Source organism: Curtobacterium sp. DN_7.5 (assembly GCF_022655355.1).
Lineage (GTDB): Bacteria > Actinomycetota > Actinomycetes > Actinomycetales > Microbacteriaceae > Curtobacterium > Curtobacterium luteum.
On sequence record NZ_CP093378.1, the window covers coordinates 930834 to 945567 of the forward strand.

Sequence of the window (14734 nt, forward strand, 5' to 3'; positions counted from 1 at the left end):
GTGGGCGGTGCCTGCGCGTCCGGTCGGTGGTTGCCGGTAGAACTGGAGGCATGAGCGACAGCACGCCCGACGACGCCACGTTCGAGACGACGGCGCCCGCCGACCTCGACGCCGCCCAGTTCGCGCGCGAGGTCGAGCGGCTCCGTGCCCGCATCGCCGAGCTGCGGCACGAGTACTACGAGGGCAACGCCTCGACCGCGTCCGACGCCGACTACGACGCCCTGCAGCGCCGGCTCGCCGCGATCGAGGAACTCCACCCCGAGCTGCTCACCGAGGACAGCCCCACGCAGACCGTCGGCGGGCAGGCGCAGACGACCCAGTTCGCACCGGTCGAGCACGCCGAGCGCATGCTGAGCCTCGACAACGTCTTCAGCCCCGACGAGCTGACCGAGTGGGCGACCAAGGTCGAGCGCGACGCCGGAGCCGAGCGCGTGCGGTGGCTCACCGAGCTCAAGATCGACGGACTCGCGATCAACCTCCGCTACGAGGACGGCCGCCTGGTCTCGGCCGCCACCCGCGGCGACGGCGTCGTGGGCGAGGACGTCACGGGCAACGTCCGGACCATGGGGACGATCCCGGACCGGCTCGCGGGGACCGGGCACCCGCCCCTCGTCGAGGTCCGGGGCGAGATCTTCTTCCCGGTCGCCGAGTTCGACGAGCTCAACGCCCGACAGCGTGAAGCCGGCGAGAAGGTCTTCGCCAACCCGCGCAACGCCGCCGCCGGTTCGCTCCGCCAGAAGGAGGAGGGCAAGTCCGAGGCGAAGCGCGCCCTCATGGTCGACCGACTGCGGCGGCTCCGGATGCTGGTGCACGGCATCGGGGCGTGGCCGGTGCGGGAGCTCGAACGCGAGACCGACGCCCGCTCCCAGTCCGAGGTGTACGAGCTGCTGCAGACCTGGGGCCTGCCGACGAGCACCCACTACCGCGTGTTCGACACCGTCGACGAGGTCCTCGGCTTCGTCCGGTCCACGGGCGACCGTCGTGCGAGCGTCGAGCACCAGATCGACGGTGTCGTGATCAAGGTCGACGACCTCGCCCTGCACGAGGAACTCGGCTCGACCTCCCGCGCCCCGCGCTGGGCGATCGCCTACAAGTACCCGCCGGAAGAGGTCCACACGAAGCTCCTCGACATCGTCGTGAGCGTCGGACGGACCGGCCGCGCCACGCCGTTCGCGTCGATGGAGCCGGCCGAGGTCGCCGGGTCCGTCGTGCGGCAGGCGACGCTGCACAACCAGGACGTCGTCAAGGCCAAGGGCGTCCTCATCGGCGACACCGTGGTGCTGCGGAAGGCCGGGGACGTCATCCCGGAGGTCCTCGGCCCGGTCGTCGAGCTGCGGGACGGCACCGAGCGCGAGTTCGTCATGCCCGCCGACTGCCCCGAGTGCGGCACACCGCTCGCTCCCGCCAAGGAGGGCGACAAGGACCTGCGGTGCCCGAACGCGAAGAGCTGCCCGGCGCAGGTGCGGGGTCGTGTCGAGCACATCGCCTCTCGGGGCGCCCTCGACATCGAGGGGCTCGGCGAGGTCGCGGCGGCCGCCCTGACGCAGCCGCTGCACCCGGAGACCCCGCCGCTCGTGACCGAGGCCGGGTTGTTCGACCTCACGATGGAGGACATCGTCCCGATCGAGGTCATCGTCCGCGACGCTGAGACCGGCATGCAGAAGGTCGACGACGCCGGGGTCCCGAAGCGCGTCACGCCGTTCAGCCGGGCGCGCAAGAAGACCGATCCCCCGTTCGACCCGGACGCCCGTGGGGCCGACCACACCGGCGAGCCGAGCCGGTACCCGTCGAAGAACGCGTTCGAGATGCTCGCGAACATCGACGCCGCGAAGACGAAGGACCTCTGGCGGCTGCTCGTCGCGCTGAACATCCGCCACGTCGGACCGGTCGCGGCCCGGGCGCTCGCGTCGCACTTCGGGTCGCTCGACGCCGTCCGCGCGGCCTCCCGCGACGACCTCGCCGCGGTCGACGGGGTCGGTGGCATCATCGCGGATGCGCTCCTGTCGTGGTTCGAGGTCGACTGGCACCGCGAGATCGTCGAGCGGTGGACCGCCGCCGGCGTGCGCTTCGCGATCCCGGACCACCCGGGGCCCGGTGCCGCGGCGGCGGAGGGCGGCGTCCTGGCCGGGGTCACCGTGGTCGCCACCGGGAGCCTCGAGGGGTACACGCGGGAGGGTGCGCTCGAGGCGATCATGGCCGCCGGTGGCAAGGCGGCATCGAGTGTCAGCAAGAAGACCGACTTCGTCGCCGCCGGTCCCGGGGCCGGCTCGAAACTGACGAAGGCCGAACAGCTCGGGGTGCGGGTCATCGACGCGGAGCAGTTCCGGCTGCTCGTCACCGAGGGCCCGGACGCCCTCGCGGACGTTCCCACCGATGCCCCCGCCGACGCCTCCGCACCCGACGAGCAGGGGGCCCCGGAAGGCTGAGCCACCCTCAGGAGCACGGGCCGGTCCTGTCCACCAGGAGCGGCACACCCCGCCGTCCACCCAGAACGGGGGGCAAGTTGCAGCGGGCATGTTCCCAGATCGGCCGTCTTCCGTAGACTCGAGCGAGCATCACCCGTCGTCTGCAGGGAGGCGACGGGACGGCCTTCCCGGGGGAGACCCGATTGCTGCTCATCGCCGCGGCTCTGCTCACCGCCTCGATGCACTCGCTGGGAGTGGTCGAGGCTCCTGCCGTGCCCACGTCCGTCCCCGCGGTCGTCGTGCACACGGTCGGCGCCGTCCACGACGACCCGACCGTCCCGCTCGTGCAGCCGACCGGTGGCCAGCTCGACGTCGATGCGATCGCCCACGCCCGGGGCGCCGCGTTCCTGGACGCACTCGTGTCGGTGTCGCCCGCCGACCTCCGCCGGATCGCCACGGACGCCGCCGTCGTCACCACCGTGCAGGACGACCCGCCGACCGCCGCCGAGGTCGCGACGTGGTGGGCCGGACTCGACCACGACGAGCACCAGGTGCTCGAGACGCTCGCACCGTCGGTCGTGGGGAACCTCGAGGGCGTGCCCTACGACGTGCGGGACCGCGCGAACCGCGTCACGATGACCGCGGAACTCGCCGATCGGACGACCCCGCCCGCCGAGACCGCGATGCTGGGCCAGGTCCGGAAGTCGCTCGAGTCGGAGCCGGGGGACCCCCGCCGTTCCCTGATCACCCTGGACACGCGGGGCGCAGGGCGTGCGGCGATCGCGATCGGCGACCTCGACACGGCGGCCGACGTCACGGTGGTCGTGCCCGGGATGTTCTTCACCGTCACCGGGCAGATGACGGACTTCACCGACACCGCGAACGACCTCGCCTCGGAGCAGGCCACGCTCGCGCCCGTCGCCGTCCCGGGGCACGGCAACGGGGTGGCCGTCGTGGCGTGGATGGGCTACCGCACGCCGGACCTGTCGAACATCCTGTCGCTCGGGCTCGCGCAGACCGGCGCCGAGCGGCTCGAACGGGCCGTCGACGGGCTGCGCACGGTCCGCGGTGCCGAGCAGCCGCGGCTCAACATCGTGGCGCACTCCTACGGGTCGACCACGGCGCTCATCGCACTCGCATCGGGACGGATGGAGGCGGACAGCCTCACGGTGCTCGGGTCGCCCGGCAGCTCGGTGCGGCACGCCTCGCAACTGGCGGTGACGTCGGGCGAGGTCTTCGTCGGCGGTGCGCACAGCGACCCGATCGCGGGCTCCGGGTACTTCGGTACCGATCCCGGGTCGGCGTCCTTCGGGTCGACATCGCTCGACCTCGCGGCCAGTGCCGACACCGACGCCGCGGGGGACGTCTTCCGGCGTCCCTCGGGCCACAACGACTACCTCAAGCCCGGGACGGCTTCCCTGCACGACGTCGCACTCATCGCGGTCGGCCGCGGTGACCTCGTGCGCGAGCAGCTGCGCCGCGGCGAGGGGCCCAGCGGCGACGGCGTGCCGGGGACCCCGGACATGTACCTCGTGCGTCCGCAGGACCTCCAGCCGCGCGACTGATCGCGCACGGCGCCACCAGCGGTCACCGCCACCGCCACGGTCCCGTCGTGACCAGATCGTGACCGCCGACCGACCCGACGGACCGGCACCGTGCCTCCCGTCCGGATCCCCGTCCCGTGCAGGGCGCGAGCCGCGCCACCCGCTGCCTGAGCGGGAACCTGTGCGACGGTGCAGTCTGCGGTGGTTCCGCGCCAGAACCAACCCAGGGCACCCACCTAGCGTGCTCGCCATGCGTGTGATGCGGTGGCCGGCTGCCCTCCTGACGTTCCTCGGCATGTCCGTGCTCGCGGGCATGCTCGTGACCGTCGCCGTCACGCCCGCCGTGGCCGTGGTCGGTGAGGGCGCGTCCGGCGCGGCGTCCTTCTTCGAGGACCTGCCGGACTACCTCGACATCCAGACGCCGCAGCAGGTGTCCACCGTCTACGCGACCAAGGGCGGCCAGCAGGTCAAGATCGCCTCCTTCTACGCGGAGAACCGCACCAACGTCACGAGCGCGCAGATGGCCGACAGCCTCAAGGAGGCGGCTGTCGACACCGAGGACCCGCGCTTCTACGACGAGGGCGGCATCGACGTCATCGGCACCCTCCGCGGCGCAGCGGCGACCGCCGTCGGCGGCGACGTGCAGGGTGGTTCCAGCATCACGCAGCAGTACGTCAAGAACGTGCTCGTGCAGCAGTGCGAGTCGCTGACCGGGAAGACCGCCGCGCAGACGCAGGCGAAGGTCGACGCCTGCTACCAGGACGCCGCGGGCGTGACGCCGCAGCGCAAGCTGCAGGAGATGCGCTACGCGATCGCGGTCAACAAGAAGTACTCGAAGGACCAGATCCTCACGGGCTACCTCAACATCGTGGGACTCGGCGGCCGGGTCTACGGCGCCGAGGCCGGCGCGGAGTACTACTTCGGGGTCCACGCGAAGGACCTCTCGCTCGTGCAGTCCGCGACGCTCGTCGCGATCCTCAACAACCCGTCGAACCTGCGCATCGACGAGCCGAACGACAAGGACAACGGCACGGCGAACGGGTACGCGCTGACGAAGGAGCGCCGCGACTACGTCCTCCGCCGCATGGAGGCGCACCACTCGATCACGAAGGCGCAGATGACGGCCGCGATCGCGACGCCGGTGCAGCCGCACATCACCGCGACCGCGAACGGGTGCTCGACGGCCGCCACGTCGTACGACGCCGGCTACTTCTGCGACTACGTCCGCGACGAGGTGCTGCAGGACCCGGCGTTCGGGAAGACCCTGGCCGAGCGCATCGCGACGCTCGACACCAAGGGCCTGCAGATCCACACCTCGCTCGACCTCGACCTGCAGAGCCAGGCGCAGTCGTCCCTGTCCGCGTACGTCCCCGCGACGATGGCGGGCGTCGACGTGGGCGGCTCGAACGTCACGGTCGAACCGGGCACCGGACGGATCCTGTCGATGGTGCAGAACACCGCCTACACGCAGGGCGACAGCAGTGCGCCCGGCACCACCGCGGTGAACTACAGCGCGGACACGGCGTACGGGAACTCCGGCGGGTTCCAGACCGGCTCGACCTTCAAGGTGTTCACCCTGGCCGAGTGGCTGGCGACCGGACACACGCTGAGCGACAGCGTCGGCACGACCGAGCACTCGTACCCGACCTCGGAGTTCACGAACTCGTGCGTGAACATCGCCGGGCCGAACTGGAACGTCGCCAACGCCGAAGCGGTGCCGTCCTCGATGACCGTGCAGGACGCGACGAGCGAGTCGATCAACACCGCGTTCGCGGCGATGGGCAAGCAGCTCGACCTGTGCACCATCGCCAAGCTCGCGGCCAACATGGGGATCCACCTCGCGAACGGCGGGAAGATCAGCTCCGTGCCGTCGATGATCCTCGGCACGAACAACCTGTCGCCGATCGACCTCGCCGAGGCGTACGCCGGGTTCGCGAACGGCGGTGTCGTGTGCACCCCGACCGCGATCGACTCGGTGACCGAGGCGGACGGCACGAAGATCACGCCGACGAAGTCCTCCTGCACGCAGGGCGTCGACCCCGCGGTCGCCGGGACGGTCGACTACGCGCTGCAGGGGGTCCTCAAGGGCAACGGCACCGCGGCCAGCGCGAACCCGGGCGACGCGACGCCGAAGTTCGCGAAGACCGGGACGACCGACGGCGACGTGCAGAACTGGCTCGTCGCGTCGACCACGAAGTACACGAACGCCACCTGGATCGGCAACGTGCAGGGGAACGTCGGGCTCGCGAACACGCCGTTCCTGCAGGGCACGACCGGGTACAGCGCGAAGTTCGGCGTCGGCAAGCAGATGATGACCTACCTCGACGGGCACTACGGCGGCGACGCCCTCCCCACGCCGGACCCGGCGATGATCGGGCACGTGTCGTCGTCTTCGTCGTCCTCGTCGTCTTCTTCGTCGTCGTCCGGATCGCAGTCGGGCGACGGGACGGGGACGCCGGCCACGCCGGGCGACCAGTCGACGACGGGGACGCAGCAGCCGGGGCAGCAGCAGACGGGAGCACCGGCTGCGCCCACCGCTGCGGCAGCGCCCGGGACGAGCGGCGGGACGGACGCGGGCGGTACGTCGGGCAAGGGCGGTACGTCCGGCGGTTGACGGCCGGGAGGCACGGCCCGGTCCCGCCTCCCCGGGTCGCGCAGGTCGGTCGGTTCCTGCACCGGGTGACCCGTGGCCCGGTCCGTCCACAGGGTCGCCCCCGGCGGGCGGGCGGGGCGAGCGTCCGCAATAGACTGGTGCGCATCCCACGAACGCAATCGACGGAGCACCATGCCTGACATCACGAGCGAGCAGGTCGCCCACCTGGCGAGCCTCGCGCGTATCGCACTCACGCCCGACGAGATCGAGAAGATGACGGGGGAGCTCTCGCACATCGTCGAGAGCGTCGCCCGGGTCACCGAGGTGGCGACGCCCGACGTCCCGGCGACGAGCCACCCCGTCCCGCTCGAGAACGTCACCCGCCCGGACGAGGTCGGCGCGACCCTCACCCAGGAGCAGGCGCTCTCCGGCGCACCCGACTCCGACGGCGAGCGGTTCCGCGTGACCGCGATCCTCGGCGAAGAGCAGTAAGGGGCCACGACCGTGACCGACATCACCAAGCTGAGCGCCGCTGCGCTCGCCGACGCCCTCGTCGCCCGCGACGTCTCGAGCGTCGAGGCCACGCAGGCGCACCTCGACCGCATCGCCGCCGTCGACGGCGACGTCCACGCGTTCCTGCACGTCAACGAGAACGCCCTCGCCGTCGCGAAGTCCGTCGACGCTCGTCGCGCGGCCGGCGACGACCTCGGCGCCCTCGCCGGCGTGCCCGTCGCCGTGAAGGACGTCCTCTGCACGCAGGACATGCCCACGACCTCCGGCTCGAAGATCCTCGAAGGCTGGCGGCCTCCGTACGACGCGACCCCGGTCGCCAAGCTGCGTGCTGCCGGCCTCGTGCCGATCGGCAAGACCAACATGGACGAGTTCGCCATGGGGTCGACCACGCAGTTCTCGGCCTACGGCCCGACGCACAACCCGTGGGACCTCGACCGGGTCCCCGGCGGCTCCGGCGGTGGTTCGGCCGCGGCCGTGGCGGCCTACGAGGCGCCCTTCGCGCTCGGGTCCGACACCGGCGGCTCGATCCGGCAGCCCGGTGCGTTCACCGGCACGGTCGGCGTGAAGCCCACGTACGGCGGTGTGAGCCGCTACGGCGCGATCGCCCTGGCGTCCTCGCTCGACCAGATCGGTCCGGTGTCGCGCACGGTCCTCGACGCCGCGCTGCTGCACGACGTCATCGGTGGGCACGACCCGCGTGACTCGACCTCGATCCCCGGTGCGTGGCCGTCCATGGCGGCCGCCGCGCGCGAGGGCCTGCAGGCGGACACGCTGCGCGGGCTCAAGGTCGGCGTCGTGAAGGAACTCGCCGGTGGCGAGGGCTTCCAGGCCGGCGTCGAGCAGCGCTTCCGCGAGACCGTCGCGCTCCTCGAGTCGGCCGGCGCCGAGATCGTCGAGATCGACGCACCGTCGTTCGCGTACGCCATCAGCGCGTACTACCTGATCCTCCCGGCCGAGGCCTCGTCGAACCTCGCGAAGTTCGACTCCGTGCGCTTCGGCCTCCGCGTCACGCCGGAGAACGGCGCGACGGTCGAGGACGTCATGGCTGCGACACGTGAGGTCGGCTTCGGCCCCGAGGTGAAGCGCCGCATCATCCTCGGCACCTACGCCCTGAGCGCCGGGTACTACGACGCGTACTACGGGTCGGCGCAGAAGGTGCGCACGCTCGTCCAGCGCGACTTCACGGCAGCGTTCGAGCAGGTCGACGTCCTCGTCAGCCCGTCCGCCCCGACGACGGCGCTGCCCTTCGGGGACCGCATCGACGACCCCCTCGCGATGTACCTCAACGACCTCACCACGATCCCGGCGAACCTCGCGGGCGTCCCCGGCATGAGCATCCCGAACGGCCTCGCGCCCGAGGACGGCCTGCCCACCGGCGTCCAGCTCATGGCGCCGCAGCGCGAGGACGCCCGGCTGTACCGCTACGGCGCGGCCCTCGAGCGGCTCCTCGAACAGCAGTGGGGCGCCCCGCTCATCGACCGAATCCCCGACCTGGACGCCTCCCAGCAGTCGGCCGCGCAGGAAGGCGTGATCTGATGGCGCAGAAGGAAGCCCTGATGGACTTCGACGAGGCACTCGAACGCTACGAGCCGGTGCTCGGGTTCGAGGTGCACGTCGAGCTCGGCACGAAGACCAAGATGTTCTCCGACGCACCGAACTTCTTCGGCGGCGAGCCGAACACGAACGTGACGCCGGTCGACCTCGGGCTGCCGGGATCGCTGCCGGTCGTCAACGAGCAGGCCGTCCGGTACTCGATCAGCCTCGGGCTCGCGCTCGGCTGCTCGATCGCCGAGTCCTCCCGCTTCGCACGGAAGAACTACTTCTACCCGGACAACCCGAAGAACTACCAGATCTCGCAGTACGACGAGCCGATCGCGTACGAGGGCGAGGTCGAGGTCGAGCTCGCCGACGGCACGATCTTCCAGGTGCCGATCGAGCGCGCGCACATGGAAGAGGACGCCGGCAAGCTCACGCACGTCGGCGGTGCCACGGGCCGCATCCAGGGCGCCGAGTACTCGCTCGTCGACTACAACCGTGCCGGCGTCCCGCTCGTCGAGATCGTCACGAAGCCGATCTTCGGCGCCGAGCACCGCGCCCCCGAGCTCGGTGCGGCGTACGTGCAGGTCATCCGCGACCTCGTCCGGGCGCTCGGCGTCTCCGAGGCCCGCATGGAGCGCGGCAACCTCCGCTGCGACGCGAACATCTCCCTCCGCCCCCGGGGCCAGGAGAAGCTCGGCACCCGCACCGAGACCAAGAACGTCAACTCGTTCCGGTCGGTCGAGCGTGCGATCCGCTACGAGATCCAGCGGCAGGCGGCGATCCTCGCGGCCGGCGGCACCATCACGCAGGAGACCCGCCACTGGCACGAGGACACCGGGCGCACGTCCGCCGGCCGTCCGAAGTCGGACGCGGACGACTACCGCTACTTCCCGGAGCCCGACCTGCTCCCCGTGGTGCCCGACCCGGCCCTCGTCGAGGAACTCCGCGCCGCGCTGCCGGAGGCCCCGGTCGCCCGTCGTCGTCGTCTCAAGGGCGAGTGGGGCTTCGCCGACCTCGAGTTCCAGGACGTCGTCAACGGCGGGCTGCTCGACGAGGTCGAGGGCACGGTCGCCGCCGGCGCGGCTCCGCAGGCAGCGCGCAAGTGGTGGACGGGCGAGATCACCCGTGTCGCCAACGCGCAGGACGCCGCCGCCGGCGACCTCGTGTCGCCGCAGCACGTGGCCGAGCTCATCGCGCTCGTCGAGTCCGGCGACCTCACGGACCGACTGGCCCGCCAGGTGCTCGAGGGCGTCATCGCCGGCGAGGGCTCGCCGTCGCAGGTCGTCGAGTCCCGCGGGCTCAAGGTCGTCTCGGACGACTCGGCGCTCACCGCCGCGGTCGACGAGGCCCTCGCCGCCCAGCCCGACGTCCTCGCGAAGATCCAGGACGGCAAGGTCCAGGCCGCCGGCGCCATCATCGGTGCCGTCATGAAGGCCATGCAGGGCCAGGCCGACGCGGCCCGCGTCCGCGAGCTCGTGCTCGAGCGCGCGCAGCAGGGCTGACGCACCGGCAGGACCACCCGACGGGAGGCACGTGGCGACCCCGCCACGTGCCTCCCGTCGTTCCTGGGGACGCGTCAGCGACCGGGTGACAGGATGAGTCGTGTCCGCAACGATCCGCGCCATCGGAACCGCCGTCCCGCGGACGAGCATCGGCCAGGGCGCCGTCCGCGACCTCTTCCTCGACCAGGCAGACGCCTCGCGGCTCGCTCGGCGGATCATCGGGGCGGCCTTCGACGGGTCGGCCGTCGACACCCGGCACACCGTGCTCCCCGAGCTCGACCCGGCAGCGGGGCCCGGCGCCTTCCGTGACGACGCGGGTGCGCTCGTCTCGCCGTCGACCGGCACACGGAACGACGCCTACCGGGTCCTCGCGCCGCCGTTGTTCGTGGCGTCCGCCCGCGACGCGCTGGAGCGCGCGGGGACGGCCCCGGACACGGTCACCCACGTCGTCACGGTGTCGTGCACCGGCTTCACCCAGCCCGGCCCGGACCTCGACGTCGTGCACCAGCTCGGCCTGCGCCCCTCGGTCTTCCGGCAGCACATCGGGTTCATGGGCTGCTGTGCGGCATTCCCGGCGCTCCGGATCGCGGCCGCGTTCGTCGACGCCGACCCGGACGCGGTCGTGCTCGTCGTCTGCGCCGAACTCTGCACGCTCCACGTCCGCGCGTCGGACGACCCGGACCAGATCGTGTCGAACAGCGTCTTCGGCGACGGCGCCGCCGCTGCGGTCGTGACGTCCGGCGGACCGGGTCTCCGCCTCGACGCGTTCACGACGAGCGTCGTCGCGGAGGGCGTCGACGACATGGCCTGGAACATCGGCGACGAGGGCTTCGAGATGGTCCTCTCCACGGCCGTGCCGAAACTGATCGGCGAGCACGTCGGTCGGGCCGTGGCGCCGCTGCTCGGCGAGGGACGCCCCGCGGCCGTCCCCACCTGGGCGGTCCACCCCGGTGGGAGGGCGATCCTCGACCGGACCGAGGAGGCGCTCGGCCTGCCGCCGACGGCGCTCGCCGCGAGTCGGGCGGTCCTCCGCGACCACGGCAACATGTCGAGCGCGACCGTGTTCTTCGTGCTCGCCGAAGCCCTCCGGAGCGGGCTCCGGGCCGGCGCGCCGGTGATCGCGCTCGCGTTCGGCCCCGGGCTCACCGTCGAGGCCGCACGCTGCACCGTCGTCCGGCGGGAGCTCACAGGCTCAGACACAGACACAGACACAGACACAGACGCAGGCACCGGTACCGGCACCGGTCCCGACCCGGCCGTGGGCCGGCCGTGAGGCGACGCGACCGAGCAGAGCCGCGCCTCCCGGTCGACCTGTCGGTCCGCGACCTCGACCTGCGCGAACTGATGGACGACCCCGACTGCGACCCCCGTGCGCTCGAGCGGACGTTCCGGCGGTTCGCGGTGGTGAACGCCCTCGTCAGCGGGTGGCGGACGGTCTGGCGGACCCACGTGATGCCGGCACTGCCCGTGGACGGCCGTGCGCGGGTGCTCGACCTCGGCTGCGGTGGTGGCGACCTCGCCCGAGCGCTGGTCCGCTGGGCCGCGAGCGACGGCTTCGAGGTCGAGGTCGTCGGCGTCGACCCGGACCCGCGCGCGATCGCCGCGGCGAACCGGTCGCGGACGCGGGGCGTGGTGTTCCACGAGCAGTCGAGCGACGACCTCGTCGCGGCGGGCGAGCGCTTCGACGTCGTGGTGTCGAACCACGTCCTGCACCACCTGGACGACGCCGCACGCTCGACCTTCCTCGCCGACTCGGCCCGGCTCGCGGCCTCGCGCGTGGTGCACTCCGACATCCGGCGTTCCCGGAACGCCTACCGGTCCTACGCGCTGGCGTCGCCACTCGTCGCCGCCGGCACGTTCGTCCGCGTCGACGGGCTTCGGTCGATCCGCCGCAGCTTCACCGTCGACGAACTCCGCCGTGCACTGCCGGCCGGGTGGGTCGCGGAGGCGGCGGTCCCGCACCGCGTCCTCGCGGTGCGGGACAGCTGATCCGCGAGCGCGGCGCGCTGGCCGTGCGCGGCGGGCCGGCCGCGCGCGGCGCGCCGGCCGCGCGCGGCGGGCCGAGACTCGGGGTGGGCGACGGATCTCGTGCCGACGGACGCGCGATCCGTCGCGTACCGCGAGTCTCGGGCACGCCCGCCGCACCCGCGAGCAGACGGACGGGAGGCCCGTGGCGACGCCGCCACGGGCCTCCCGTCCGGTGGGTGGTGCCGTCAGACGATCGGCGCGGCCGTCGATGCGAACTCGCGTCCGAGGACCGCTGCGCGGTAGCGGTCCAGCGCGTCCGGACCGGCCCCGACCGACTCGAGCGCCGCGAGGCCCGCCCCGAGCACCGGCGGAGCCGTGACCCACGTCGGGACCGCACCCGGCACACGCTCGGCGAACCCGGCGACGACCGGCTCCACGAGCAGCGGGTGCCGAGCCGCGAGGACCCCGCCGCCGAGCACGATCGGCACTTCGGACCCCGCGCCGCCGAGCCCGAGCCGCTCGAGGGCCACCGAGGCCATGAGGACGATCTCCTCGGCCTGCCGCTCGACGACCGACCGCGCGACCGCGTCCCCGGCCCCGGCGACCTCGAACAGCAGCGGGCAGAGTCGACCCACCGCCCCCGGGTCGATGCGGCCGAAGTGGAGGCCCTCGGTGACCTCGCGGACGCTCCGCATCCCGAGCGACCGGGGGACCGCGTCCATCAGCGCCGTCGCCGGGCCCCGGCCGTCCTCGGCACGTGCGGCGTGCCAGAGTGCCCGGTTCCCGAGGTAGGCGCCGCCGCCCCAGTCGCCGGAGACGTCCCCGATCGCCGGGTAGCGGACGGTCGCCCCGTCGGCCCGGACGGCGAGCGCGTTGATGCCCGTGCCGCAGACGAGCGCGGCGGCGTCGGGGGAGAGGGTCCCCGCCCGGAGGAGCGCGAACAGGTCGTTGTCGAGGACGTCGGGGGCGCCGCCGTCCTCCGACCAGTGCGCGAGCGCCGCCTCGGCAGCGACGAGTTCGTCGTGCAGGTCGAGCCCTGCGAGGTAGACGTGGGTCGTCCGGACCTCGCGGGTGCCGATCTCGTCGAGCACCCGGGCGCGGACCTCGTCGAGCACCGGACCGACCTCGGCCCATCCCCGGGTCTGCGGGTTCGTCCCGGGGCCGCGGGCGTGGGCGACGAGGCTGCCGTCGAGGGCGATCGCGACGACGTCGGTCTTGCTCCCGCCGCCGTCGACCGCGAGGACGACGTCGTGGGACTCGAGGTCGAGGACCCTCGGGACGCGGACCACGTCGTCCGCGGTGGTCACCGGGCCCCCGCGAGGGTGCTCGCCGACGCACCGTCGGCCGCAGCGCCGCCGCGCGCCCAGGGGATGAGGTCGGCGTTTGCGGCGAGGAGCAGGTCGGTGAGCCGCTCCGCCTTGTCGACCTGCCCGACCAGCGGGTGCGCCCACATCGCGCGGAGGACCCGGTCGCGTCCGCCGTGCACCGCGGCCTCGAGGGCGAGGCGTTCGTAGCCGGCGACGTGCGACACGAGCCCGGCCATGTCCGGTGCGAGGGGCTCGACCGGCAGCGGGGTGATCGTCTGCCGGGTGACGCGTGCGGGGACCTCGATGACGTGGTCGTCGGGGAGGAACGGGAACGTGCCGTCGTTCCGCACGTTGAGGACCTGCACGTCGCCGCGGTCACCGAGGATCGAGGAGAGCACGTCGATCGCGGCCTCGGAGTAGTACGCCCCGCCGCGCTGCTCGAGTTCGGCGGGCTTCGTGACGACCGACGGGTCCGCGTACTTCGTGAGCAGGGCGCGCTCGGTGTCCATCACGGCCTCGGCGCGGGTGCGTTCGTGGAGCTGTTCCTCGAGCACGACGTCGTGGGCGTAGAAGTAGCGGAGGTAGTACGAGGGCACCGCGTGCTGTAACCGGATGAGGTTGGCGGGCATGTGCACGCTCTCGGCCATCCGCTCGAGGGCTCCAGTGCCGAGGGCTCCGGTGCCGAGGGCTCCGCCGTCGGCGCCGAGGAGCTCGGACAGCACGTCGCGCTCGCTCCCGTCAGCGGAACGCACGTGCACGCCGCGCTCCCACGTCAGGTGGTTCAGTCCGACGTGGTCGACCCGGACCGCCTCCGGGGCGACGTCGAACTCACGGGCGAACCGGCGCTGGAAGCCGATCGCGACGTTGCAGAGCCCGACCGCGCGGTGCCCGGCCTCGAGGAGCGCACGGGTGACGATCCCCACCGGGTTCGTGAAGTCGACGATCCAGGCGTCGGGCTTCGCGTGCTCCCGGACGAGCTCGGCGTACTCGAGGACGACCGGGACCGTCCGGAGCGCCTTGGCGAAGCCGCCGGGGCCCGTGGTCTCCTGCCCGATGCAGCACGCCTCGTGCGGCCAGGTCTCGTCCTGCTGTCTGGCCGCCTGCCCGCCGATCCGGAGCTGGAACATCACGGCGTCGGCGTCCGACACCCCGGCGACCACGTCGTCCGTGACGTGCACCGTCCCCGGGTGCCCGGCGTGCGCGAACATCCGCTGCGCCACGCCGCCGACCAACCGACGGCGTTCCGGGTCCGGGTCGACGAGCCAGAGCTCGTCGATCGGCAGTTGGTCGCGGAGCCGGGCGAAGCCGTCCACGAGTTCGGGGGTGTAGGTGGACCCGCCACCGATGACTGCGAGTTTCACTG

At 72.6% G+C, this 14734-nt stretch carries 10 protein-coding genes; 8 read left to right on the forward strand and 2 right to left on the reverse strand.

Annotation, left to right across the window (positions count from 1 at the left end; genetic code table 11):
• Positions 1 to 50 precede the first annotated feature (50 nt).
• The 8 genes from ligA to MON03_RS04470 all read left to right on the forward strand — a co-directional run bounded on the left by ligA (position 51) and on the right by MON03_RS04470 (position 12085).
• Positions 51 to 2426, forward strand: coding sequence for an NAD-dependent DNA ligase LigA (gene ligA, locus MON03_RS04435; protein WP_242090737.1), 2376 nt, complete (start codon positions 51 to 53; stop codon positions 2424 to 2426).
• Between the two features lie 251 nt (positions 2427 to 2677).
• Positions 2678 to 3970 carry an alpha/beta hydrolase gene (locus tag MON03_RS04440; protein WP_242090739.1) on the forward strand — a complete coding sequence of 431 codons (1293 nt, stop codon included), beginning with the start codon at positions 2678 to 2680 and terminating at the stop codon, positions 3968 to 3970.
• Between the two features lie 229 nt (positions 3971 to 4199).
• Entirely contained in the window at positions 4200 to 6563 is a 2364-nt protein-coding gene (locus tag MON03_RS04445; RefSeq protein WP_242090742.1) for a transglycosylase domain-containing protein, read from the forward strand.
• 171 nt (positions 6564 to 6734) lie between these two features.
• The gene (gatC, locus tag MON03_RS04450; protein ID WP_175328571.1) at positions 6735 to 7034 is read left to right on the forward strand and encodes an Asp-tRNA(Asn)/Glu-tRNA(Gln) amidotransferase subunit GatC; all 300 of its coding nucleotides are present in this window, start codon (positions 6735 to 6737) and stop codon (positions 7032 to 7034) included.
• A 12-nt stretch (positions 7035 to 7046) separates the two neighbouring features.
• Positions 7047 to 8591: an Asp-tRNA(Asn)/Glu-tRNA(Gln) amidotransferase subunit GatA gene (gatA, locus tag MON03_RS04455; protein WP_242090744.1), complete on the forward strand. Its 1545-nt coding sequence runs from the start codon at positions 7047 to 7049 to the stop codon at positions 8589 to 8591.
• Entirely contained in the window at positions 8591 to 10096 is a 1506-nt protein-coding gene (gene gatB, locus MON03_RS04460) for an Asp-tRNA(Asn)/Glu-tRNA(Gln) amidotransferase subunit GatB (RefSeq protein WP_175328573.1), read from the forward strand. The genes gatA and gatB overlap by 1 nt, the downstream gene beginning before the upstream one ends.
• A 100-nt stretch (positions 10097 to 10196) precedes the next feature.
• Positions 10197 to 11369, forward strand: coding sequence for a type III polyketide synthase (locus tag MON03_RS04465; protein WP_242090745.1), 1173 nt, complete (start codon positions 10197 to 10199; stop codon positions 11367 to 11369).
• A complete protein-coding gene (locus tag MON03_RS04470) occupies positions 11366 to 12085 on the forward strand; it encodes a methyltransferase domain-containing protein (protein ID WP_277927278.1) in 720 nt (239 codons plus the stop codon). Before MON03_RS04465 ends, MON03_RS04470 begins: the two co-directional genes overlap by 4 nt.
• A gap of 224 nt (positions 12086 to 12309) precedes the next feature.
• On the opposite strand, the gene MON03_RS04475 is transcribed toward MON03_RS04470, so the two are convergent.
• Positions 12310 to 13371 (reverse strand): N-acetylglucosamine kinase, encoded by a 1062-nt coding sequence (locus MON03_RS04475; RefSeq protein WP_242090747.1) that lies wholly within the window; start codon positions 13369 to 13371, stop codon positions 12310 to 12312.
• Positions 13368 to 14732 (reverse strand): 6-phospho-beta-glucosidase, encoded by a 1365-nt coding sequence (locus MON03_RS04480; protein ID WP_242090748.1) that lies wholly within the window; start codon positions 14730 to 14732, stop codon positions 13368 to 13370. The genes MON03_RS04475 and MON03_RS04480 overlap by 4 nt, the downstream gene beginning before the upstream one ends.
• Positions 14733 to 14734: the final 2 nt, after the last annotated feature.

Coding starts and splice junctions, on each gene's coding strand:
- ligA (WP_242090737.1), top strand. CDS start 51: ATGAGCGACAGCACGCCCGACGACGCCACGTTCGAGACGACGGCGCCC.
- MON03_RS04445 (WP_242090742.1), top strand. CDS start 4,200: ATGCGTGTGATGCGGTGGCCGGCTGCCCTCCTGACGTTCCTCGGCATG.
- gatC (WP_175328571.1), top strand. CDS start 6,735: ATGCCTGACATCACGAGCGAGCAGGTCGCCCACCTGGCGAGCCTCGCG.
- gatB (WP_175328573.1), top strand. CDS start 8,591: ATGGCGCAGAAGGAAGCCCTGATGGACTTCGACGAGGCACTCGAACGC.